19 protein-coding genes are annotated in these 25,528 nt (G+C 42.4%); 10 read left to right on the top strand and 9 right to left on the bottom strand.

The features are described 5' to 3' along the window. The first annotated feature begins 96 nt into the window (after window positions 1–96). Window positions 97–828, top strand: coding sequence for a glutathione peroxidase (locus BCU68_RS02560; RefSeq protein ID WP_102563241.1), 732 nt, complete (start codon window positions 97–99; stop codon window positions 826–828). Between the two features lie 514 nt (window positions 829–1,342). Here the strand turns inward: BCU68_RS02560 and argH are convergent. The 4 genes from argH to argC all read right to left on the bottom strand — a co-directional run bounded on the left by argH (window position 1,343) and on the right by argC (window position 6,645). Continuing rightward, complete coding sequence (argH, locus tag BCU68_RS02555; protein ID WP_102563240.1) at window positions 1,343–3,217, bottom strand: argininosuccinate lyase; 1,875 nt, start codon at window positions 3,215–3,217, stop codon at window positions 1,343–1,345. A gap of 314 nt (window positions 3,218–3,531) precedes the next feature. Continuing rightward, window positions 3,532–4,743: an argininosuccinate synthase gene (locus BCU68_RS02550; RefSeq protein WP_102563239.1), complete on the bottom strand. Its 1,212-nt coding sequence runs from the start codon at window positions 4,741–4,743 to the stop codon at window positions 3,532–3,534. Between the two features lie 96 nt (window positions 4,744–4,839). Further along, complete coding sequence (gene argB / locus BCU68_RS02545) at window positions 4,840–5,631, bottom strand: acetylglutamate kinase (protein WP_102563238.1); 792 nt, start codon at window positions 5,629–5,631, stop codon at window positions 4,840–4,842. 9 nt (window positions 5,632–5,640) lie between these two features. Continuing rightward, window positions 5,641–6,645, bottom strand: a complete 1,005-nt coding sequence (gene argC / locus BCU68_RS02540) for an N-acetyl-gamma-glutamyl-phosphate reductase (protein ID WP_102563237.1) — start codon at window positions 6,643–6,645, stop codon at window positions 5,641–5,643. A gap of 188 nt (window positions 6,646–6,833) precedes the next feature. Here argC and argE point away from each other — a divergent pair, with 188 nt between their 5' ends. From argE to BCU68_RS02525, 3 genes are all read left to right on the top strand, one after another. Beyond that, window positions 6,834–7,970 carry an acetylornithine deacetylase gene (gene argE / locus BCU68_RS02535; RefSeq protein WP_102563282.1) on the top strand — a complete coding sequence of 379 codons (1,137 nt, stop codon included), beginning with the start codon at window positions 6,834–6,836 and terminating at the stop codon, window positions 7,968–7,970. Between the two features lie 297 nt (window positions 7,971–8,267). Beyond that, window positions 8,268–10,898 carry a phosphoenolpyruvate carboxylase gene (gene ppc, locus BCU68_RS02530; RefSeq protein WP_102563281.1) on the top strand — a complete coding sequence of 877 codons (2,631 nt, stop codon included), beginning with the start codon at window positions 8,268–8,270 and terminating at the stop codon, window positions 10,896–10,898. A 362-nt stretch (window positions 10,899–11,260) separates the two neighbouring features. Further along, window positions 11,261–11,803: a PadR family transcriptional regulator gene (locus tag BCU68_RS02525; protein WP_102563236.1), complete on the top strand. Its 543-nt coding sequence runs from the start codon at window positions 11,261–11,263 to the stop codon at window positions 11,801–11,803. A 74-nt stretch (window positions 11,804–11,877) separates the two neighbouring features. Here BCU68_RS02525 and metF read toward each other — a convergent pair whose 3' ends face one another. The 3 genes from metF to BCU68_RS02510 form a co-directional block, all read right to left on the bottom strand. Continuing rightward, window positions 11,878–12,765 (bottom strand): methylenetetrahydrofolate reductase, encoded by an 888-nt coding sequence (gene metF, locus BCU68_RS02520; protein ID WP_102563235.1) that lies wholly within the window; start codon window positions 12,763–12,765, stop codon window positions 11,878–11,880. A 237-nt stretch (window positions 12,766–13,002) separates the two neighbouring features. Continuing rightward, window positions 13,003–15,429, bottom strand: a complete 2,427-nt coding sequence (locus BCU68_RS02515; protein WP_102563234.1) for a bifunctional aspartate kinase/homoserine dehydrogenase II — start codon at window positions 15,427–15,429, stop codon at window positions 13,003–13,005. Further along, window positions 15,430–16,596 carry an O-succinylhomoserine (thiol)-lyase gene (locus BCU68_RS02510; protein ID WP_102563233.1) on the bottom strand — a complete coding sequence of 389 codons (1,167 nt, stop codon included), beginning with the start codon at window positions 16,594–16,596 and terminating at the stop codon, window positions 15,430–15,432. Window positions 16,597–16,835: 239 nt separating this feature from the next. Here BCU68_RS02510 and metJ point away from each other — a divergent pair, with 239 nt between their 5' ends. Beyond that, entirely contained in the window at window positions 16,836–17,156 is a 321-nt protein-coding gene (gene metJ / locus BCU68_RS02505) for a met regulon transcriptional regulator MetJ (protein WP_102563232.1), read from the top strand. Between the two features lie 129 nt (window positions 17,157–17,285). Here metJ and BCU68_RS02500 read toward each other — a convergent pair whose 3' ends face one another. Next, window positions 17,286–18,584, bottom strand: a complete 1,299-nt coding sequence (locus tag BCU68_RS02500) for a malic enzyme-like NAD(P)-binding protein (RefSeq protein ID WP_102563231.1) — start codon at window positions 18,582–18,584, stop codon at window positions 17,286–17,288. A 186-nt stretch (window positions 18,585–18,770) separates the two neighbouring features. Next, entirely contained in the window at window positions 18,771–18,986 is a 216-nt protein-coding gene (gene rpmE, locus BCU68_RS02495; protein ID WP_102563230.1) for a 50S ribosomal protein L31, read from the bottom strand. Window positions 18,987–19,282: 296 nt separating this feature from the next. On the opposite strand from rpmE, the gene priA reads away from it, so the two are divergent. The 5 genes from priA to hslU all read left to right on the top strand — a co-directional run bounded on the left by priA (window position 19,283) and on the right by hslU (window position 25,471). Then, window positions 19,283–21,481: a primosomal protein N' gene (priA, locus tag BCU68_RS02490; protein ID WP_102563229.1), complete on the top strand. Its 2,199-nt coding sequence runs from the start codon at window positions 19,283–19,285 to the stop codon at window positions 21,479–21,481. Window positions 21,482–21,692: 211 nt separating this feature from the next. After that, on the top strand, window positions 21,693–22,700 hold the full coding sequence (gene cytR / locus BCU68_RS02485; RefSeq protein WP_102563228.1) for a DNA-binding transcriptional regulator CytR: 1,008 nt from the start codon (window positions 21,693–21,695) through the stop codon (window positions 22,698–22,700). A 55-nt stretch (window positions 22,701–22,755) separates the two neighbouring features. After that, a complete protein-coding gene (locus BCU68_RS02480; protein WP_102563227.1) occupies window positions 22,756–23,301 on the top strand; it encodes an SPOR domain-containing protein in 546 nt (181 codons plus the stop codon). A 218-nt stretch (window positions 23,302–23,519) separates the two neighbouring features. Further along, window positions 23,520–24,053, top strand: a complete 534-nt coding sequence (gene hslV, locus BCU68_RS02475) for an ATP-dependent protease subunit HslV (protein ID WP_102563226.1) — start codon at window positions 23,520–23,522, stop codon at window positions 24,051–24,053. A gap of 83 nt (window positions 24,054–24,136) precedes the next feature. Beyond that, window positions 24,137–25,471, top strand: coding sequence for an HslU--HslV peptidase ATPase subunit (gene hslU, locus BCU68_RS02470; RefSeq protein ID WP_102563225.1), 1,335 nt, complete (start codon window positions 24,137–24,139; stop codon window positions 25,469–25,471). Window positions 25,472–25,528 lie beyond the last annotated feature (57 nt).

Genomic DNA, 25,528 nt, shown 5'->3' with positions numbered 1-25,528 from the left:
TAATGGCTTCAACGAAACAAAATAACACATTGCATTATGTTAATGTTATGTAAGTTTCAACCTAATTACTGAATTGAAAAATATAAGGACATCAATATGTTTACATCTAAAGAAGGTCAGGCAGTTCCACAAGTTACTTTTCCAACTCGCCAAGGTGATGCTTGGGTACCAGTAACAACCGATGAGCTATTTAAGGACAAAACGGTCATTGTATTTAGCTTACCTGGTGCTTTCACTCCAACGTGTTCATCAAGCCATCTGCCTCGTTACAATGAGCTGTTCTCAGTATTCCAAGAGCATGGTGTAGACGAAATTGTTTGTGTTTCTGTCAATGACACCTTTGTGATGAATGCTTGGAAAGCGGATCAAGAAGCGGATAATATTACTTTTATTCCTGATGGTAACGGCGACTTTACCGATGGCATGGGCTTTCTTGTTGATAAAAATGAAATTGGTTTTGGTAAGCGTTCATGGCGCTACAGCATGCTGGTTAAAAATGGCGTGGTAGAAAAAATGTTTATCGAGCCAAATGAACCAGGTGACCCGTTTAAAGTTTCTGATGCCGATACAATGCTTAATTACCTTGCACCAGACCATAAAGAGCAAGCTTCTATTACTGTATTTAGCAAACCAGGCTGCCCATTTTGTGCAAAAGCAAAACAGGCTCTAATTGACCAAGGTCTACAGTATGAAGAAGTTGTACTAGGTAAAGATGCTACAACCGTTAGCCTACGTGCAATCTCTGGAAAAACGACGGTTCCACAAATATTTATCGGCGGCAAGCACATTGGTGGTAGCGAAGAGTTAGATATCTATCTCGCGAAGTAATCAACCACTTGATTGTGGTCCTGGTTGCTAAGCTCACTACAAGCCAGTACTAAAAAAGAAACCGAAAAAGGAAAGCCTTAACCGCTTTCCTTTTTTAATGGAGTAAAAAGAACATCGTGATCTAATTGCTTATTTAGCTTTGAAATGAATTGGAACACCATAGGCTAAATACTCGCACCACCTCATACACAAAAAAGATTACTTTTACATTCAAACTCATGATATTTAATCACTTAATAGCAAATAGAACATAGTAGACCAAAAGGTAAAATTGACGAAAAAACGCATTGCTATACGAGTGATTACTGACTGATGATTGATATAAAGAAAGAAGAAAATAAGTCAATGACTTGAGTGATGTGCAGATAGAAAAAAGCCCCTAAACCAAATTTGGTCAGGGGCCTTCTTAGAATTTCTAAGAAAAAGCAGTGGTACTTATTATGACCTTGCTTTTCCTTACGAGTTCCAATTGATATGTACTTTTTATTAAATCTATTGACTCTTTAGCACTAGATTAAGCCACATTCATTTTCACAATAACTTGCTCAACCAGATTAACCTCTAATGCCACTTCATCACATGCATGTTGACGAGGACACTGTTCGCAATCTTTCAGTACTTTCTCTGGCAGTAATGTTTTTGATGTTGGTATAAAGTCATGCTTCATAAAGAATTCTGGCGTGCGAGTTAACACGAAGACTTTCTTAATTGCCATTTGGCGGGCTTTATCAACTAAGTGCTGAACAATTGCCTTACCTTGCCCTTGACCTTGCCAGCCTGCCTCTACCCCTAAAGAGCGAATTTCGGCTAAACCTGAGTCATAAACATAAAGGGAAGCACAACCCGTTACCTCTCCATGATGCTCTGCAACTGCAAACGAACCGATATCACGCACCAACTCATTACGAGAACGAGGTAGGTTTTCACCCATATTTGCCCAGTAAGCCACCATGCCTTCTAACGCTTCAATATCGGTTAAACGAGCCGGTCTCACTTTCACAGCTGAAGTATCTCTTTGTGCCAAACGCTTGCCGGCTTGATCAACAGCATAAGCCACTTGGCTTGGTGAAACGCCACCAAGTGCCGAACGTTTTTCTAAACACGACTCTATCGTTAGTATCTGATAAACATCGTCTTCAATAACTGGTGAGAATTCTTTTAACTCTGCAATGGTTAACTCTTCTAAAGCGCAACCTTTAGCAATAGCAGCCACAACAGCCACACCAACGATATGGTGAGCTTCACGGAATGGGATCCCTTTCGCAACTAAGTAGTCGGCTAATTCTGTTGAATTCGCATAACCTTGCTTCGCCGCTTCTAATGTACGCTCACCATTCACTTTGATGCCATCAAAACATAGTGCTGCCATTTCCATACAATCATTCCAAGTATCAAGCGCATCAAACAGCCCTTCCTTGTCTTCTTGCATATCTTTGTTGTAAGCCAGTGGCAAGGCTTTAACGGTCATCATCATGGCTGCTAATGAGCCATAAACACGCCCTGTTTTACCACGGATCAACTCCAATGCATCAGGGTTCTTTTTCTGTGGCATCAGAGATGAACCTGACGTGACTGTATCCGCTAATTCAATGAAGTTTGACTCACCTGAATTATAGAAAATCATATCTTCAGCGAGGCGAGATAGATGCAACATCGAGATAGATGCGATAGACATTAATTCCATCACATGATCACGATCAGAAACAGAATCTAGTGAGTTACGAGTCGCACGCTGAAAACCAAGGTTGTGTGCAAGTACTTCACGATCCATTGGGTAAGCGGTACCAGCTAATGCACCCGACCCTAAAGGACAAGTATCTAGACGATTGATCGCATCACTTAAACGTGAGTAGTCACGCTCAAGCATTTCCACATACGCAAGGCACCAGTGGGCAAAAGTAACAGGTTGCGCACGCTGCAGGTGAGTATAACCAGGTAAAACCGTACCTTGATGCTGAGAAGCGACATTAACCATCTGCGCTTGCAAACGATCTAGCGCGATAAGAAGCTGGTTACCTTGTTGACGACACCATAGCTTTAAATCCGTTGCTACTTGGTCGTTACGTGAACGACCAGTGTGTAATTTTTTACCTAAGTCGCCGACTTTACTAATTAATTGCTGTTCAACCCAGCTATGGATATCTTCTGCATCTGAACGTAGAATCTGTTCAGGGTCTTCCATAACCTCAAGCTTAAGTTCATTTAAAGCTAGCTCAAGTTTTTGCTGCTCTTCTTCAGTTAGCACGTTAACCGACATCAGTGCCTTTGACCATGCAATTGAGCCAACAATGTCCTGCTCAGCCAATCGGTAGTCAAAACGAAGTGAATCGTTAAAGTCTTTGAACCGCGTGTCTGCTGCTTGGGTAAATCTCCCGCCCCATAATGCCATTGTGTCTCTCCTAAATGCTCAGTACTAACTGTCTAATGCTACGCTTAATTTTGATTATAAATTCCATCTCTTTCTGATGACTAAAGTTACGGCAATTCCCAGCAAAAATAAAGTATTAATTCATTATTTTTACATATTTATTCATGGCTATTACTTAAAAAGCTAATTAATTCGATAAAAGAAAGTGCACAGAAAGACATAGATAGAGTAATAGGCATCAGATACAAAAAATCGAAGCCCATTTGCTAATAATAAAAGTAGCAAAATAGACTTCGATAATCATAAATTATTTTTTAAATAGAGATAAACAGCTGTTACTTCTGACTATTTAGAGCACGAATACGGCTTGAAAGTGAGTAAAGACGGATAAAGCCTTCTGCATGGCTTTGGTCATAAACTTCATCTTCACCAAACGTTGCAAACTCTTCAGAGTAAAGGCTGTTATCTGAACGCTTCTGCGTCACTGTGGCATGACCTTTGTAAAGTTTAATGACAACTTCACCGTTAACATCTTGAGCAAGCTCTTCTGTTGCGGCAAAAATTGACTTACAAAGCGGTGTGAACCAACGACCATCATAAACAAGGTGAGAGGCTTTTACACCCAGCTCTTCACGGAATTCAAATGCAGCTTTATCAAGAACCAGCTGCTCTACAGCGCGCAGAGCTTCCATCATGATCGTGCCACCTGGAGTTTCGTAGCAACCACGTGACTTCATACCAACAAGACGGTTCTCAACGATATCGATACGACCAACACCATGTTTCGCCCCTTTCTCATTTAAGTAAACAAGCGCGTTATAAGGAGTCATATTCTCACCATCAACAGCAACAATTTCACCTTTTTCAACTTTAATGCTTACTGTCTCAGATTCATTTGGTGCTTGCTCAGGATCAACGGTCCATGCCCAGCAATCTTCATTCGGTGCATTCCACGTCTCTTCTAAAACGCCACCTTCTGTTGAGATATGCCACGCATTAGCATCACGTGAATAAATTTTTGTTAATGAAGCAGTACATGGAATATTACGTTCTGCTAAGTAGTCTAAACACTCTTCACGGCTGACAATATCCCACTCACGCCAAGGTGCAATAACGTGCAAATCTGGAGCAAGTGCTGCAAATGCACCTTCAAAACGTACTTGGTCGTTACCTTTACCAGTACAACCATGACATAAAGCATCAGCACCAACTTTACGTGCCACTTCCACTTGCGCTTTAGCAATAATAGGACGTGCCATTGATGTGCCTAGTAGGTATTTACCTTCATAATACGCGCCGGTTTTAAGCGTTGGGTAAATATAATCCGCAACCATCTCTTCTTTTAAATCAGCAACGTAACACTCAGATGCACCCGATGCTTTTGCTTTTTCTTCAATGCCTTCAAGCTCTTCAGCGCCTTGACCAACATCGGCAACAAATGCAACGACTTCACAATTATAGTTTTCTTTTAGCCACGGAATAATTACCGATGTATCAAGACCGCCAGAATAAGCGACAACTACTTTTTTAACTTGAACTTTGCTCATTGTATTTCTCCTATAGCCCGGGCCTGCACTTGGCGGTCAGTTCCTCGGGTGTTTCCATGTTAACGTTAAAATATTGAATAAATCGAAAATCGAATTCTATTGCTGAGGAATAAATTGCGTACCAATACTCTGACCTGCAAAGAGTTGCGCTAATTTTTCAGGATAACGCCATGTTGCAACTTCAACGGTGCGACCTAAATCATTAGCGGCATCGAGTGCGGCCTGTACTTTTACAATCATTCCATCAGTAATCACTTGATGCTCTATGAGTTCATCGGCTTGCTGTTGAGTTAGGCTAGGAATTAAATGCCCTTTGCCATCAAGTACACCACTAACATCAGATAACAGAGTTAAGTCTGCATCGAGTGCACCAGCAACAGCAACAGCAGCTTGATCGGCATTAACATTCATCAACTGACCTTGAGCGGTTAGACCGATAGAGCTAATGATCGGTAATCCACCCGCGGCTAAAATCGCCTGCAGTACAGATGAATCACCAGGGGTCGCATGACCAACAGCGCCCAGTTCAGGATCTAACTCAGTGACATGACATAATCCACCATCAGCAAGGCTTAGCCCTACCGCATTCAAACCACTTTTAATCGCCTGCCCTTGCAATAACTTATTTGCAGTACCAGCCAGAGCACCTGCCATTAAAGGAATTTGATCATAAGGTGTCACACGTAGACCGGCTTTTTTTACCGTTGGCAGGTTGAGTTTTTCCATAAGATCATCAACTAGGTATCCACCACCATGAACAATGACAATTGAACGTTGTGCCTGCTCTTGATACGCCGATAATGTGCTAAAAAGTTGACCTAATGTCGCTGTACAAGATAAAGCTGCGCCACCTAGCTTAATAACTAACGGCTGTAAATTATCATTCATATCAAAACCTTAGACTAACGAAGTTAATGAAGAAAAGCCATAACGTAAATTTAAACACTGCATTGCCTGACTTGAGGCACCTTTTAGTAAATTATCAATCGCAGAAATGACAATGATATGACCCCCTTCAACCTTCCAGCCAAGATCGCAAAATGGTGTATTTTCTACATCTTGAATTCTTGGCAGTCTGTCGGCGAGAACTCTTACCGCAGGTTTATCGTGATAAGCTTGAGCAAACGCTTGAGCAACTTGATCAGCCGTAACACCAGGTGCTAATTTCATTGTGATGGTCGCTAAAATGCCGCGCTTAAAGTTACCTAAATGAGGGGTAAAAATAACATCGCAACCAAGATGAGAAGCAATTTCCGGTTGATGACGGTGATTGAAAACACCATAAGGCTGTAAGCTGACTTCACAGAAACTGTTAACCATTGAAGCTTTACGACCAGCACCGGTTACACCGCTGGTTGCATTAATGACTGGCCACTGATTTTCATCTAGCAAGCCGTTAACAACTAAAGGTTTAATCGCCAACTGAGATGCCGTTGGGTAGCAACCTGCAACGGCAACTAACTGCGCTGTTGAAATCGCTTGTTCATTCCATTCGGCTAATCCATAAGCCGCTGAATCTAGCCATTTAGGATGCTGATGCTCAAAACCATAAAAGTCTTGATAGAAATTCTCACCTTTTACTCGAAAAGCGCCGGATAAATCAAAAACCTGACATCCGTTTTCTAAGAATATTGGCGCAAGATCATGGCTAACTTCATGAGCCGTTGCTAAAAAAACCACATCGGACTGCTTAGCGACAGCAACAGGATCAATCAGTGGTTGAACTGCCATATCAACCAAACCACCTAATTTTCCGTGTAAGGTCGCCATTGCTTTACCAGCATCAATACTATTGGCGGAAACAAATAAACCTGCTAGCGTGAGCTCTGGGTGTTTGGTCACCATCAATGCGAGTTCTGCACCGGTATAACCACTTGCTCCAATAATCGTCGTTTTTAGCATCTCAATATATCCATGTTTGAGGTCAATAATGCATAAATACAGCAACAGCATTTAAGATAAAGCACAAAGTGAATTTGATTATTAATCTTTTAAAAAAGCCATTATTTGATTTTTTATTCATTAATAATGATTTAATATGTGTTTTACCGCCTTATGGTTTGTCTGTCAACAGTAGAAGTGAAGATAATATGAAATTACCAAGTTTTCTTGAGGTTTATGAAGGTTTGATTTCAACCTCATCAATCAGCTCAACCGATCCAAGCTGGGATCAAGGTAATGCTAAAGTGATCGAGAAAATGGCAACCTGGTTTAAAGATTTAGGCTTTGAGATTGAAGTCATTGAAGTTGAACCTGGTAAACATAACCTTATTGCCAAAAAAGGAACAGGGGAAGGCGGCCTCTTACTGGCTGGTCATAGTGATACTGTTCCTTTTGATCAAGGTCGTTGGAGCTACGATCCGCACAAACTCACCGAAGTGAACAATCGATTTTACGGTTTAGGCACAGCGGATATGAAAGGTTTCTTTGCCTTCATCTACGCTGCAGTTAAAAATGTAGACTGGAGCAAGCAAACTAAGCCACTTTATGTATTAGCAACCTGCGATGAAGAAACAACGATGCTCGGTGCACGTCACTTCACTGAAACCGCACCATTTAAACCAGATTATTGCATCATTGGTGAGCCAACTAGCCTAGTCCCCGTTCGAGGTCACAAAGGACACGTTGCTAATGCCGTACGCATTACAGGGAAATCGGGTCACTCATCCGATCCAGCATTAGGGGTTAATGCGATTGAAATTATGCATGAAGTGCTGTTTGCTTTGATGCAACTGCGCGATAAGTTAATTAAGCATTATCACAACCCTGGGTTTAATATCCCTAGCCCAACACTAAATTTAGGTCACATTCACGGTGGCGATAGCGCTAATCGCATCTGTGGTTGCTGTGAGTTGCACTATGATGTGAGACCTTTACCTGGCATTAGTTTAGATGGATTAGACAACATGCTAAAAGACGCACTGAAAGAAGTGGAAGCAAAATGGCCAGGTCGCATTAGTATCACCCCTTTGCATGAACCAATACCGGGCTATGAGTGCGAACAAGGGCATCCATTTATTGGTGGTGTGGAAAGTATTTGCGAAACTCCATCAGCAACCGTCAATTACTGTACTGAAGCGCCTTTTTTACAGCAACTATGCCCAACCTTAGTGTTAGGACCTGGCTCGATTGATCAAGCTCATCAGCCTGATGAGTTCCTATCTTTAGATTTTATCGATCCCACGATTAATATTTTAACAAAAACCATTTATAACTATTGCTTCTAGTTATGAACGAATAATTGTTAACTGTCGTCTAAGGCGTAACTTAGTGATAACTTTTTGAGCAATCTAAAGTAAAAAAACACGGCTAAAGACGACTTTTTGCTCTATTCTTTGATCTATTTCATTCTGTAATAAATTTTCAGAGTGTTTACTGTATAGAGTAAAATATAAGACAATCAGCTATTTCAAGAATATTACTTACAAAAGTAATCACTTTATTTGACTATATATGTCAAGTTTAGCTAAATTGTGTACTTACACAGAACAATGGATGTAATAAATTTACGAGGCAGGATGACCATGAACGAAAAATACGCCGCACTCAAAAGTAACGTGAGCATGCTAGGACGCTTGCTCGGTAACACCATTCAAGATTCACATGGTGACGTTATCTTAGAGAAAGTGGAAACGATACGTAAGCTGTCAAAATCCGCTCGAGCTGGTAACAGCGGGGATCGTGATAAATTAATCGAAGAGATTAAGAGCTTACCTAACGAACAATTGACTCCTGTTGCTCGTGCATTTAACCAGTTCCTGAATCTGACCAATATGGCAGAGCAGTACCATACGATCTCTCGCCACTGTGAAGAACACGTCTGTGAACCTGATTCAATCAGCGTTCTTTTCTCAAAGCTGAGTCAACATGAAATCAGTAAAGCAGAAGCAACTCAAGCGATTCGCGATTTAAATATTGAGCTGGTACTCACTGCGCACCCTACTGAGATTACCCGTCGTACTATGATCCATAAATTAGTACAGACTAATAAATGCCTATCAAAACTAGAGCTCAATGAAATATCACCAAAAGAGCGCCAAAAAACAGAACGCCGCCTAGAGCAGTTGATTGCACAAAGTTGGCACTCCGATGTCATCCGCCAGCAGCGCCCTACCCCGCTTGATGAAGCAAAATGGGGTTTTGCTGTCGTAGAAAACTCATTATGGGAAGCGGTGCCTGAGTTCTTGCGTGAATTTGATGAGCGCTTAAAAGGTTACCTAGGCGAAGGTTTACCTATCGATGCTCGTCCAGTGCACTTCTCATCATGGATGGGCGGTGATAGAGATGGTAACCCATTCGTTACTCACTCAATCACTGAAGAAGTTTTGCTCCTTTCTCGCTGGAAAGCCGCTGATCTTTTCCTTGGAGATATACGCGTTCTAGTTAGTGAACTATCGATGGTTAAGTGTAATGACCAAGTTCGAACGCTGGCTGGGGAAGAACACGAACCTTACCGCGCTATCGTAAAAACGCTACGTACATTGCTTACTGACACGATTGAAGTACTAGAAGCGCGCATTAATGGCACAGATGTGCCAAATAAAGCGATTTTACAACATGTTGATGAGCTATGGCAGCCACTGCACGCTTGTTACCTATCTCTGCACGAGTGTGGCATGGGTGTGATTGCTGATGGTTCATTACTGGATACACTACGTCGCATTAAAGCATTTGGTGTACACCTAGTTCGTTTGGATATTCGTCAAGAAAGCACTCGCCACAGCGATGTCCTATCTGAATTGACGCGCCACCTTGGTATGGGTGACTACGCGCAATGGAATGAGCAAGATAAAGTCGCTTTCCTTACCACTGAACTAAGTTCGAAAAGACCACTACTACCACGTAATTGGCAGCCATCACATGAAGTTCAAGAGGTGTTAGATACGTGTAAAGTGGTAGCAAACCAACCACGTGAAGCTTTCGGTGCCTATGTTATCTCAATGGCTCGTACTGCTTCTGATGTTCTTGCTGTGCACTTACTGCTACAAGAATCGGGCTGTCCATACCGCATGGACGTTTGTCCATTGTTTGAAACATTAGAAGATTTAAACAATGCTGAAGCGGCTGTTAAGCAATTAATGTCGATTGATCTATACCGTGGATTTATTCAAAACCATCAAATGGTAATGATTGGTTACTCCGACTCAGCAAAAGATGCTGGTGTTATGGCGGCAGGTTGGGCTCAATACCGAGCAATGGAAGCGCTTGTTGCTGTTGCTGAAGGTGAAGGCGTTGAATTGACCCTATTCCACGGTCGTGGGGGTACGGTTGGTCGTGGTGGTGCTCCAGCTCATGCTGCACTACTTTCTCAGCCACCAAAAAGTTTAAAAGGTGGTCTACGTGTAACAGAACAAGGTGAAATGATCCGCTTTAAGCTTGGCCTGCCTGACGTTGCGGTTAATAGCTTCAACCTCTATGCAAGTGCGATTCTAGAAGCGAACTTACTGCCACCACCAGAGCCAAAGCAAGACTGGCGTGATCAGATGGATATCTTATCTGACGTATCATGTGAGGCATACCGTCAAGTGGTACGCGGCGAAGAGGACTTTGTTCCTTACTTCCGTAGCGCAACACCTGAATTAGAATTAGGTAAACTACCACTGGGGTCTCGCCCAGCAAAACGTAATCCAAACGGCGGCGTAGAAAGTCTACGAGCAATTCCATGGATCTTCTCATGGAGTCAAAACCGACTGGTATTACCGGCATGGTTAGGTGCTGGAGAAGCCATTCAGCACTCGGTTGAGCAAGGGCATCAAGCGCTATTAGAAGATATGTGTCGTGAATGGCCGTTTTTCTCAACTCGCTTAGGCATGCTTGAGATGGTATTTACTAAATGTAATATCAATATTTCTCACTACTATGATCAACGCTTAGTTGACCCATCATTACAACACCTTGGTGAACGCTTACGTACTCAACTACAAAGCGATATCAAAGCGGTTTTGAATGTAGAGAACAACGAAAACTTAATGCAAAGTGACCCTTGGGGACACGAGTCGATTCGTTTGCGTAATATCTACGTTGAGCCATTGAACATGTTACAGGCTGAACTTCTGTACCGAACTCGTCAGACAGAAACACCACCAGCCGAGCTAGAAGAAGCATTAATGGTCACAATTGCAGGTATTGCTGCAGGTATGCGCAATACTGGCTAACAAAATCGCTAGTTATAAAAACCAAAAAGGTCGCCGTGTGCGACCTTTTATTTTGGTTATAGTTAATAATTCGGTATATTATCTTCTTTTTATCTTGCCACTCATCATTATTCTACCTAATGCTTATTATTTGGATATAATAACCAATCCCTGTAAGGAGCACTCGATAAATATAAAAACCGCCCCTACAGAGTAATATACCGTAAAGGTATCGATTTAGGTGATAAATGGCTTTTTAAGGTGACATTACTAGTTTCATATTCTGAGCTAGATTAACTTAGAACTCTTCAAAATAAGTGCTACTAAAAGCATAAATACAGTTCAAGTTTTTGTTAACAGTTTATAACCATTGGATTGAAGACATGTCATTACCACACGTAATCCTAACTGTTCTTAGCACCCGTAATGCTACTGGCTACGATATTACTAAAGAATTTTCAGCAAGCATTGGGTACTTTTGGAAAGCAAGCCACCAACAAGTATACCGTGAGCTAAATAAAATGGCTCTTAATGAGCTAGTTACTTGCACTTTAGAGCCACAAGAAGGCAAACCTGATCGTAAAGTTTATGCGATAACAGACGCTGGTCGTCAAGCATTAGGCGAATGGTTTGAGCAACCAACAGCCCATCCAACGGTCCGCGATGAGTTTTCAGCAAAACTGATGGCGTGTGCAGTACAACCATCAATCGCTTACCGTGAACAACTGGCAGAACTTGTTGAAGAGTCTCGCAAAATTGTTGGTCACTACAAAGAAATTGAAGCAACTTACTATGCAAATCCAACGACTTTGGATCGCCTTGCTCGTTTAGAGCGTCTAACATTACGTCGCAATCTATTGCTACGTCAGGCGTGGATTGAGTGGGCAGATGAAGTATTAGTAGAACTAAACTCTGAAGCTGAATAATACATAATTATAGCGGCTAAAAAGGCTTATCTCTATCAATGAGATAAGCTTTTTTTTGTTTATATTTCTGCAAATTACTCTGGACGAACACCCAGTGTATGACATAAAGCGTAAGTCATTTCTGCACGGTTTAAGGTGTAAAAATGGAAATCTTTAACCCCTTCACGGCTCAATGTTCTAACCATATCAATCGCTTGGCTTGCTCCAACCAATTGGCGTGTTGTTGGATCATCTTCTAACCCTTCAAACTGCTGAGCCATCCAACCAGGCACTTTTACATTATTCATTGCCGCAAAGCGCGATGCCTGCTTAAAGTTCGATACCGGTAAAATCCCAGGTACAATTTCCACATCAATACCAGCAGCAACAGTACGGTCACGAAAACGCAAGTAGCTTTCCACATCAAAGAAGAATTGGGTAATCGCTCTATTCGCACCAGCATCTATTTTTCGTTTTAAATTTAACAGATCGGACTGAGCACTTTTTGCTTCAGGATGCACTTCAGGAAATGCCGCTACCGAGATATCAAAATCATGGCGACCTTTAAGTAACTCAACTAAATCAGAAGCGTACATGTCAGGAGCACCGCCGCCTGGTGGAATATCGCCGCGTAGAGCAACAATACTTTTAATCCCATTAGCCCAGTAGTCATCGGCGATTTGAATCAGCTCATCTCGACTCGCATCAATACAAGTAAGGTGTGGGGCAGCAATAAGACCGGTTTGATCTTTAATTTCTTTAATGATCGAGTGAGTACGATCTCTTTCCCCTGAATTCGCACCATAAGTTACAGAGACAAACTTTGGTTGTAATGTTTTCAGGCGATGAACAGAATTCCATAGCGTCTCTTCCATCTTCTCACTGCTGGGTGGGAAGAACTCAAAAGAGACATTAATATCATCCGATAGCTCGGCAATATTTTGGTTTAAAGCATCAATATGACCTGCGTGTGTGTATCCCATCTTACTCTCCCTGTGGCAAGTCATGCCACCAACTAAATTCAATCCTTGGATGACGTTTAGACGTCTATATGTCCACAGGATGTAATGAATATGATTTAATGTCAACAAGTTGATTATGAATTTTTCTCATAATCAAGTTAAACAAAAATCAACTACCCGTTACAGCCAATGTCATTAACATAATGACGAAAAAAAAGGCTGAAAGACAGCCCTTTGTTTTTGTTTTATTTCAATGAATTAAAATAGAGAAGACATTCTATTTAAGTCCGACTGAATCGCCCCAGCAGTCACCTCTCGCCCTGCTCCTGGACCACGAATAACCAATGGATTATCTTTATACCATTTGCTTTCAATCGCAAAAATATTATCGCAAGGAAGCAAGTTTGCGAGTGCATGGCCTTCAGGTAGATCTTCAACACCAACGGTCGCAGTGCCATTTTTTTCAAGACGGGCAACATAGCGCAAAACTTTATGCTCTCGCTGTGCCTTCTCTAAGCGCTCAGCCAGCGCTTCACTCAATAGTGATGCATTATCAAAAAAGTCATCAAGAGAAAGCGCTTGTAGCTCTTTAGGCACTAATGACTCGACCTTTATCGACTCAGGTTCAATATCGACGCCAGATTCGCGCGCTAGGATAACCAATTTACGCATCACATCTGAGCCATCCAAATCAGCACGAGGATCCGGCTCTGTCAGCCCTTGTTGCCACGCTAAGTCGACGAGTTCTATAAAAGGCACGCTGCCATCAAACTGCTGAAAAAGCCAAGAGAGTGTGCCAGAGAAAATACCTGATAACGCTAAGATCTCATCACCACTTTCACGCAAATCACGCACGGTATGGTTAATAGGAAGACCTGCACCAACCGTTGCATTATAAAACCAATGACGACCTATCTTAGAGAACGCATCCTGCACTTGATGGTAATAATCACTTGAGGCAGAACCCGCGACTTTATTCGCTGAAATTAAGTGCATCCCTTGCTCTGCAATTTTAGGATATAGATCAGCAAGCGCTGCACTGGCGGTTACATCGAGCACGACCAGATCATCATAGCCTGTAATCGCGCCTAAACGCTCTAGCCATTGATCATTATGACTCGCAATCGCTTCATCATTAAAACGCGCTTCTACCTGCCGTGGATCAATACCTTGATCATCATACCAATAACGATCACTCGCCATCACTGCAACTAAATTAAATGTCATACCACGGCGCTTCTCAAACTCCGCTTTCTGCTCGGCAAACAACGTTAACCAACTTGAGCCTATATTGCCTTTACCACATAGAGCAATCGCCACTTTCTTCTGAGCTTGGAATAGTTGAGTGTGAATGCCTTTCACCAATACTGAAGTATCCGCTTTGCGTAATACCGCAACTAAGCTCAAAGAAGAAGTCGACTCGGAAATAAACTCGACTGGAGCATGTTTTAATTGCTGATAGAAGCCATAGCAGTGATTGGGGTTTTTGGTCACGCCAGCGCCAACGGCAGCCACTAATGAGTAGCCTTCTTTGAGCTTTATCTCTGCCTCAAAAGCCGCATCTTGCAGGTAGCTTAATGCGCCATTAGCAATTTCTGCTGTATACGCTAGACGGATGCAATATTGATCCGCTTGTATTTCATAAGCTAAAGGCTCTAACTGTGCGCGCTTTAGTCCTTCTAGAACCTCGGTTTGCAAATGAGGAAAATCATGTCCACGCCCGAAGGTTAATTGAATGATTAAAGCATCATCCAATGAAGTAATGATCTTCGCTCCTCGACCAGAAGCTAATACTCGTTCTATTCGTGTTGAGCCTGATTCTGGTTGGTAGCTACAACGCAAGCTTAAATCAATCGCACTTTGAGCAATAGGCTGTAGGGTACGGCTATGCAAAACTGGCGCAGCTAAACGCGCAAGTTCACTCGCCTCATCTAGACGTAATAATGGCAGTAAACACGCATCAGTCACCAATCTTGGATCAGCGCTGTATACACCGGCAACATCACTCCAAATCGTAACACAGCTAACCTGAGCTAATGCACCAATAGCTGTGGCTGAGTAGTCAGAGCCATTACGTCCAAGCAATACTGTTTCGCCGGCTTGGTTTTGAGCCATGAAGCCGGTAATGATAATGCGACGATGTGAATGCTGCGCTAATGTTGCTTTCATTAGAGGTAAAGAAGCAATGCGATCAACTTCTGGTTGAGTTGCGGCTTCTGCCCTTAAAAAAGATCGTGAATCTTGTGCTACCGCAGGAATATCTTGCTGGCATAGTAGCGCAGCCAGTAAGCGAGATGACCAAACCTCACCATGACCGAGTACAACTGCTCTTTGCGCAAGGTTTAATGCTCCGGATAACTCACCTAACCGACTTAGCTCTTGCTGCAGTTGCTCAAGTAACACATACCCGGCAGAGTGAATTTGTTGGTGCTCCACAAAAAGAGCTTTAATCAGATCGACTTGATACTGACGTACATTTTGCAGATATTCGTGAGCCACACGCCCATCTTTATCTAATGAGTCCACGAAATTAATCAACTGATTGGTTGTTTTCCCTGCAGCAGAAACAACAACCAAATCTTCATGTCCCGAGTATTTTTTTAATATATTCGCGACCCGTAAATAGCACTCTGGATCGGCTAAACTACTACCACCAAACTTATGTAACTGACGAGAAAGTGTCATTTAAAATGCCTCCTGAGCAAGAGCAAACGCCTGATTCAAATCATCAATCAAATCATTAACATCCTCAAGACCAACAGATAAACGCAGTAGTAATTGACTGACTCCCGCCTCTTGTAGTGCCACCTCTCCCATTGCTCGGTGAGTCATCGATGCTGGGTGGCAAATTAAGCTTTCTACACCACCAAGAGATTCTGCTAATGAGAATAACGTCAACTTATCAACAAAAAACTTCAACTGCTCAAAAGATCCCGCAAATTCAAAACTCAACATTGAGCCAAAACCGAGTTGCTGCTTTTTGGCAATCTCATGACCTGGGTGGGTCGGCAAACTCGGGTGATAAATCGTTGCTACTAAATCCTGATTTTCTAGGTTAGCCAGAATATCACGCGAACTTTCTTCATGAATTCTCATACGCGCCCCAAGCGTTCGTAGACCTCGAAGTGTCATGTAACTATCAAAAGGCGTTCCTGTTGAACCTAAACAATTTCCCCACCACGCAAGTTCTTGTGCATGCGCTTCTGTTTTGGTGATCACAACGCCACCAATCACATCTGAGTGACCATTTAAGTACTTCGTTGTTGAGTGAATAACAAAGTCTGCGCCAAGTTCTAAAGGCTTTTGGTACACAGGTGTCAAAAAGGTATTGTCCACCGCGACTAGAGCGCCAACCTGTTTCGCTTTTTCACATGTTAAAGCAATATCAACAACACGGACGAGAGGGTTAGAAGGCGTTTCAATTAAAATTAATTTTGGTTTTAAAGCTATCGCGGCATCTAAGGCTTGTTGATCCGACTGATCAACAAATAAAACCTTAAAGTCACCTTTTTGAGCGCGACTATTAAATAAACGGTAAGTCCCGCCATAACAATCGTGCGGTGCAATGACTAAGTCGCCGGCACTAAGGAAGGCTGAAGCCCATAAATTCAGCGCTGATGTACCGCAATTTGTCACAACAGCGCCAGATCCTGACTCTAATTCAAACAAAGCCGTTTCTAGCAGACCTCGGTTTGGGTTACCCGAACGAGTATAATCATACTGTGGCACTTCGCCGAAAGCAGGAAAACTATAATTGGTTGAGAGATAAATAGGAGGCACGACGGCATTGTGTTGGGTGTCTGATTCGATACCTGTGCGTACGGCAATAGTGGCTGGCTTCCGGCTGCTCATAAAATGTTTCCTTTCCAAATCAAAGACAAGTTGTGAATGCTTTATAAGAAAATACGCTAAACCGTGTCACTGATGACAAGATCTGGTATGTTATTCACTTAGCTGCCTAATACTTTACGTTCATAAAAATGAGACGTCAACACTTCTAGACGTCTATATGTCTTTGCTTATGGCAGTAAATCCCGCTAAAATCCCCCTACAAACTTAACTCACACATAATGACAAAACGAAGGTACGCAATGGCAGACTGGAATGGTGAATACATAAGCCCATACGCGGAGCACGGCAAGAAAAGCGAACAAGTAAAAAAAATTACCGTTTCGATTCCTCTGAAAGTGTTAAAAGTATTAACGGATGAGCGCACACGCCGCCAGATAAACAATCTACGCCATGCAACCAATAGCGAGTTGTTATGCGAAGCATTTCTGCATGCTTATACAGGGCAGCCGCTTCCGACTGATGAAGATCTGCGTAAAGATAGACCTGATGACATCCCTACAGAAGCAAAAGCTTTAATGACAAAGATGGGCATCGAATTCGAAGCATTTGATGATGAGTAATACTGATTCAATCGACAGCTAATGTCCTGGTATATCGCTCCATTATCTAATGGGTAATAAAAAAGGTTGGTCACTTAATCGTGCCAACCTTTTTTATATTTAAGTATTTTGTTCGCTGATAACGAATATCTACCGTTTATCTTCCATATACCCAGTTGGCATCTCAATACGGGCAACACCAGACTCAACAGCGGCGACGGCAACCGCTTTGGCAACTCTCGGCAACAAACGAGCATCCATCGGCTTAGGGATAATATAATCCACACCAAAAGTTAACGCTTCTACACCAGCAGCGCTTAATACCTCTGCAGGAACGGCTTCTTTTGCGAGTTGACGGATCGCCTCAACAGCAGCCAATTTCATTTCATCATTAATCACACTAGCGCGAACATCTAAAGCCCCACGGAAAATAAATGGGAAACACAAAACATTGTTCACTTGGTTAGGGTAATCGGAGCGGCCCGTCCCCATAATGAGGTCATTGCGTACTTGATGAGCAAGCTCTGGTTTAATTTCTGGATCAGGGTTTGAACAAGCAAAAACAACGGGTTTATCAGCCATTAGCTTGAGCGCCTCTGGTGGTAACAAGTTCGGTCCAGAAACCCCTAGGAACAAATCCGCACCATCAATAACATCTTCCAGCGTACGCTTATCGGTATTATTGGCAAACAACTGCTTATATTCGTTAAGATCATCACGACGCGTATGGATCACTCCCTTACGATCAAGCATATAAATCTTTTCTCGCTGAGCTCCACACTTGATCAACAGCTCCATACAAGCCACTGCTGCTGCCCCTGCACCTAAGCAGATAATCTTACAGCTCGCTAGCTCTTTGCCTTGCAATTCAATGGCATTGAGCATCCCCGCTGCCGTTACTATTGCCGTTCCGTGTTGATCATCATGAAAAACAGGCACATCACAACGCTCAATGAGGCGACGTTCAATCTCAAAACAATCAGGGGCTTTTATATCTTCAAGGTTAATACCACCAAAGGTATCCGCGATATTTGCTACGGTATCAATAAACTCATCAATCGTACGGTGCTTCACTTCAATATCGATAGAATCAAGACCGGCAAAACGCTTAAAGAGTAATGCTTTACCTTCCATGACTGGTTTTGACGCAATAGGTCCTAGGTTACCTAACCCAAGAATGGCAGTACCGTTAGAAATAACCGCAACCATATTGCCTTTTGCCGTGTACTTATAAACATTATCGACGTTTTGCGCTATCTCACGCACTGGCTCTGCAACACCAGGGCTGTAAGCTAAGGCGAGATCTTCGGCTGAGTTAGCTGGGGTTGTCAGCTCTAAGGCTATTTTCCCTGGCTTAGGGTAAGCATGATAATCAAGTGCTTGTTGACGAAACAATGCTTCTGGAGAGCTTTCACTGGAGGTGGTGCCTTGCTGGCTGTCTTCTGACATAACTGTTAATTCCCTGAAACAAGATAGAGGTATGTGAAATAAACCTTGAATTTAATTAATACAGGTCAAACTTCATAGATCACATTGTATACAGAAGAATATATTTTGGGAGAGTTTCGTTAAAAATAAGTAATAAAAAAGGACACCGTAGTGTCCTTTTTGCTCGGCTTTACTAACCAGTAATAATTACTTGCTAGAAAGAGAACCGAAACGCTTGTTGAAGCGATCAACACGGCCGCCTGTATCTACGATACGTTGCTTACCAGTGTAGAATGGGTGACATTTGTCACATACGTCTAGGTGAATAGACTCTTTACCTAGAGTAGAGTTGAATTCGAACGCGTTGCCGCAAGAACAAGTTGCTTTAACAGCTTTGTATTCTGGGTGGATACCAGTTTTCATGGGATAACCTCAATTAGGCCGTGTCGCCATCCGATTCTAAGCCGGACACCACACGTAGTGAATAAAAAAAATAGCCATACCGCTTTTACTTAAAACAAGCAAAGCCATACAGTCAAGGCGCAGTATAGTAATGAATACTAACCTCAGGATCAACAGATTTGGTAGTTTTTTCACCATTTAATTCGTTATTTGCCAAAAAGGAATCATCATTGACTGAGCATTGATAACTCGAATTTTCCAATTGATTAAATTAGACTGTTCTTTCTTGTTCTCCATCCCACTGAGTTACTAACAATATGCGTCCATCTATCGCTCGGGTTGCTCTGCCTGTTCCTCTTGACAAGCAGTTCGATTACCTTATCCCTAATCACTTATTTCCGATTATAGGCGGACGAGTTTCTGTACCTTTTGGACGTCAAACTCTGGTTGGTATTGTAACTGCATTAGTGCATGAATCTGACTTTCCTATTACACAGCTCAAACCGATCAAAGCCCTACTCGATCTTGAACCACTATGGTCCGATGCGGTTTATGGGTTACTGCAATGGTGTAGCCAATTTTACCAATACCCATTAGGTGAAACTTTCGCAAACGCCCTACCTAGCGCGTTAAGAAAAGGAAAAGCTGCCGACTTTGCCAGTATTGTTGAGTGGCAGTTAACGCCGATGGGACAAGATCAGCTCATGCAGGGGTTTGGTCGTGCTGTCAAACAAGCGAAGGTGATGCATTTATTAGAAGATGGTCCTCTACCTCATCAACGTTTCATTGATGAAGATCTCAGTAGTATCCTTAAAACGCTGCAAGAAAAAGGCTGGATTGAGTCACTAGAGAAAAAACCTCAGGCAGCATCTTGGAGTGCAGAAATAGAGAACATCGATGATAAGCCCAAGCTAAATACTGAACAAGTCATCGCGATTGCCACCGTCAATAGTCAAACCGACTTTGGTTGCTACCTACTTGAAGGGGTCACAGGATCGGGTAAAACAGAAGTCTACCTCAATATGATTAAGCCTTTATTAGACCAAGGAAAACAAGCCTTAGTTTTAGTACCCGAAATCGGCTTAACCCCACAAACCATTAATCGCTTTAAACGCCGCTTTAATGTCCCTGTCGAAGTCATCCACTCCGGACTTAATGAGACGGAGCGATTAAATGCTTGGTTATCCGCGCGCGATAATATTGCTGGAATCGTTATAGGGACACGATCAGCGCTATTTACGCCCTTTGCTAACTTAGGCATTATTATTGTCGATGAAGAGCATGACGCCTCATACAAGCAACAAGACAGCTTACGCTACCACGCGCGCGATGTTGCTATCATGCGCGCTCATCGCAGTAAAATCCCTATTGTTTTAGGCTCTGCAACGCCAGCATTTGAAACCTTACATAATGCATTAACCAATAAATATGGGCATTTAACGCTAACGGAAAGAGCCGGTAATGCAAGACCGACAACCAATAAGGTTTTGGATATAAAAGGTTTGTATCTGGAAAGTGGTTTATCAGCCCCTTTAATTGCAGAGATGCGTCGCCATTTAGGTGCAGGTAATCAGGTGATGCTGTTTCTAAATCGCCGTGGATTTTCGCCAGCTCTTATGTGTCATGAGTGTGGTTGGATTGCGGAATGTAAACGCTGTGATGCTTATTACACCTTCCATCAGCACAGTCGAGAGATCCGCTGTCATCACTGTGGCTCGCAACAGCCGGTTATTCATCAATGTCACGGCTGTGGTTCCACTAACCTTGTTTCTGTTGGCGTCGGTACAGAACAGCTAGAGCAACACCTAGAGAGTTTATTTCCAGAATACAAAACAATTCGAATTGATCGCGATAGCACCCGTCGCAAAGGCAGTCTAGAAAGTGCTTTAGAATCAATTAGAAATGGAGAGTTCCAGATACTTATTGGTACCCAAATGCTTGCGAAAGGTCACCACTTTCCAGACGTCACCTTAGTCGGGTTACTTGATGTTGATGGCTCACTTTATAGCAGTGATTTTCGTGCATCAGAACGCCTAGCTCAACTATTTATTCAAGTAGCAGGAAGGGCTGGAAGAGCGAGTAAGCCTGGCGAAGTGTTACTACAAACACACCACCCTGAACACGACCTTTTACAGGCTCTACTGCATAAGGATTATCGCCACTTTGCACAAATGGCACTCTCCGAAAGAAAGTTGGCACAACTACCACCTTACACCTTTCTCACTTTATTTAGAGCGGAAGCGGGTGATGCACAGCTAGTTGAGGATTTTTTGCGCCAAGTGAGACACACCTTAGAAGCACATCCATTATTTGATGAAGCATGTTCGGTATTAGGTCCTACACCAGCACCATTGGCTAAACGAGCTGGCAAATTTCGTTGGCAATTACTATTACAAACCAATGCTCGCTCTGTCATGCAAAAACTGTTAATGGGATCTAAGCCTGCGATCAATTTACTGCCTAATGCCAAGAAAGTACGTTGGTCTTTAGACATTGAGCCGCAAGATTTGAGTTAAATAAGTAACGAGATATAAATAGCAACATTTTTTGCGACTCACTTCACACTGATAATGGTAATTTTGTTAGTCTAGCCGTAGCTTTGATGAATAAGTCAAAGTCGATTGCCTGTTCTGCTATTAATTAAACAGTCAACCAATTAGCACAGCAATGAGTTGCATCAATTTCATTCACTACAATTATATAGCAAGTATTTTAAAGGGTTATCTTATGGCAACAATGAAGGATGTTGCTCTATTAGCGGGTGTCTCAACGGCAACGGTATCTAGAGCTCTGACCGCCCCAGAAAAGGTGTTACTATCAACAAGAACGAGAGTCGAAAATGCAGCGACAACCGTTGGATATAAAACGACGCTAGCTAGTAGAACGGCAAGAAAAAACGATTCTAAAACCATTATTGTAATAGTACCTGATATTACCGATCCCTATTTCTCTGAGATTATCAAAGGTATTGAAGACGTCGCTTTTAAACATAACTACTTGGTTCTAATCGGAGATAATCAGCAAAAAGAGAAACACGACCCTTCATTTATTAACTTAGCGCTCGCGAAACAAGCGGAAGGTATGATCTTATTAGGGGCTGATATTCCGTTTGGTATCAATAAATCGGATCAACATGATCTACCACCTATGGTCATGGCATGTGAATATGATCCTGACTTAAAACTACCAACCGTTCATATCGATAATTTAACGTCTACATACAAAGCAATAAACTTTCTCATTAAGCTTGGTCATTCGAAAATTGCACAAATTTCAGGTCCTCAAAATGCCTCTCTATCTAATTTTCGTCATCAAGGTTATTTACAAGGATTAAGACGAGCTAAAATTAATATAAAACCTGAATATACTTGCTATGGAGAATTTTCGTATGAATCTGGTGCGAAAGCGATCCGCAAACTATTTTCTTTAGCACAGCCACCGACCGCTATTTTTTGCCATAGTGATACGATGGCAATTGGTGCAATGAAGGAGATAAAACGATTGGGTTTTCGCATTCCTGAAGATGTATCCATTGTTGGCTTCGATGATATTCACTTTGCCAAGTACTGTGATCCACCACTCACGACGGTTGCTCAACCAAGTTACGAGATTGGATGTGAAGCTATGTTAATGATTTTGGAGCGCTTACAAGGTAATGAAGTTCATTCTGGATCACGTCTTTTAGATAGCACCCTAGTCATTCGTGGTAGTGCTGCATGCCTGACTTCCTTCTAAGTGCAATCTAGATTACCATTAGAGCAGTGTAACTAATTAACGACTGAATAATTCCGTGGCCAATAAAGATTATGTAAGAAGAGGTCGTACTACCAAGAAAACGACCAAGAAAAAGAAAAACGCTGTTCGCCGAAAACCTTGGCGTAGTGGTTTAGTTGCGATCCTGTTAGTCAGTTTATTTGTATGGTTATTATCAAGCTTAAGTAGCGACCCACAGCCCGAACCTATCGTACCTGTGGTGCAAGAGAAACCTAAGCCAAAACCGAAACCAAGTAAGCCTATTCCACCCCCTCCAGAGGAGAAGTGGGATTACGTTGAATCACTACCGAACCGCCAAGTTGAAGTGAAGGCAAAAGAGCAGGTCGTCTCTGAGATCCCTTACATAATGCAGTGCGGAGCCTACAAAGCATTACACCAAGCTGAAGCTCGAAAGCTTGATGTTGCTTTTCAAGGTATCAACAGCCAAATTCGCAAAACAGAAAACAGCAGTTGGTATCGTGTCGTGCTTGGTCCATATAAGTTCAAGCGTGATGCTGAGCGTGACCGTCACAAACTACAAAGAGCCAAAATTGAACCTTGTGCGATTTGGAAAGATAATTAATCTTCGACATGTCTCTTAAATCAAATGATTAAGGTGCTGATTCTCAATCAGCACCTTTTTTTATAAATAGAATTACCGCATCAAATCGTTCACTTCATCACCTGCCCCTTGAATTACTGTTTAATTATCCTCATATAGTTTTTATACGATAGCCAACTCTTCTCAAATTGGTTGCGCTATCCCCTAAGCAATAAAATTCATGCAAAGAGGACCAACTCGTGACTACCATAGTATCTGTACGTCGAAATAATAAAGTTGTCATCGCGGGTGATGGACAAGTTTCTCTAGGCAACACCGTTATGAAGGGCAACGCAAAAAAAGTACGCCGCCTTTATAACAATAAAGTACTCGCTGGGTTTGCTGGCGGTACTGCTGATGCTTTCACTCTCTTTGAAAAGTTCGAAAGCAAGCTACAAATGCACCAAGGTCACCTAACCAAAGCCGCAGTAGAGCTGGCGAAAGATTGGCGCAGTGATAAAGCATTACGCAAACTTGAAGCTCTACTGGCTGTAGCCGATGAAACCGCTTCATTGATCATTACTGGTAACGGTGATGTAGTGCAGCCTGAAAATGATCTAATCGCGATCGGTTCAGGTGGTAACTTTGCTCAAGCAGCAGCGACAGCGCTATTAGAAAATACCGACCTTGATGCACGCGATATTGCAGAAAAGGCACTAAACATTGCAGGTGATATTTGTGTATTCACCAACCATAGCCACACGATAGAAGAACTAGAAGCGCCAGAGAAATAGATCTCGGCCACCAATAATATCGAAAAAACTGGCGATAAAAATAGGTTGCGACCTGCATAATTTAAACACTTAAGGTAAACATTATGTCTGAAATGACTCCTCGTGAAATTGTTCATGAACTTAACCGCCATATCATTGGCCAAGAAAATGCCAAGCGATCAGTAGCCATCGCACTACGTAACCGCTGGCGCCGTATGCAGCTTGAAGAAGGTCTGCGCGCAGAAGTTACGCCAAAAAATATCCTCATGATTGGTCCAACCGGTGTCGGTAAAACAGAAATTGCCCGCCGCCTGGCAAAACTGGCTAATGCACCATTTATAAAAGTAGAAGCCACTAAATTTACAGAGGTTGGTTATGTTGGTAAGGAAGTGGAAACTATTATCCGCGATCTTATTGATGTTTCTATCAAGATGACACATCAGCAAGCGACACAAAAAGTAAAATTCCGCGCAGAAGAGCAAGCTGAAGATCGCATTCTTGATGCTCTACTGCCACCAGCACGTGATGCTTGGGGACAAAATGAGCAAGCCGATGAAAGTTCATCAAATACTCGCCAAATTTTCCGCAAAAAGTTACGCGAAGGAAAGCTAGACGATAAAGAGATCGAAATTGATATTGCCGCTCCACAAATGGGCGTTGAGATCATGGCTCCTCCTGGTATGGAAGAAATGACCAACCAACTGCAAGGTATGTTCCAAAATCTTGCTGGTGACACCAAGAAAAAGCGTAAGTTAAAAATCAAAGATGCTTTTAAGGCTTTAATTGAAGAAGAAGCCGCTAAGCTGGTCAACCAAGAAGAGCTAAAAGAGCAAGCCATTTTCAATGCAGAGAATAATGGTATTGTCTTTATTGATGAGATTGACAAAATTTGTAAGCGTGGTGATAGCTCTGGCCCTGACGTATCTCGTGAAGGGGTTCAACGAGACTTACTGCCGCTGATTGAAGGCAGCACGGTTTCAACAAAACACGGCATGGTAAAAACGGATCACATCTTATTTGTGACCTCTGGTGCTTTCCAAGTCGCTAAACCATCAGATCTTATTCCAGAGCTGCAAGGTCGTTTACCAATTCGTGTTGAGCTTGAAGCGCTATCGAGCCATGACTTCCAGCGCATCCTGACTGAGCCAAAAGCATCATTAACTGAACAGTACATTGCACTGATGAAAACAGAAGATGTTGATATCGATTTCACTGAAGATGGTATTACTCGTATTGCACAATCAGCATGGCAGGTAAACGAAACGACTGAAAATATTGGTGCTCGCCGTTTACATACTGTGATGGAGCGTTTAATGGATGAGATATCATTTAGTGCTACTGAGCAGCCAGGCAGTAAAATTACCATTGATGCTAACTACGTTAACGAGCGTCTAGGTAATTTAGTGGAAGATGAAGATTTGAGCCGTTTTATTCTTTAATTCTCATAAATTTCAGACCAAAATAACAAATAAACTATCAAGCCTGCCTTTCTCGCA

It is taken from the genome of Vibrio sp. 10N.286.49.B3 (genome assembly GCF_002873395.1).
Taxonomy (GTDB): Bacteria; Pseudomonadota; Gammaproteobacteria; order Enterobacterales; family Vibrionaceae; genus Vibrio.
Note: the sequence above shows the minus strand (reverse complement) of the source record. Positions and strands in the feature narration are given on the sequence as shown.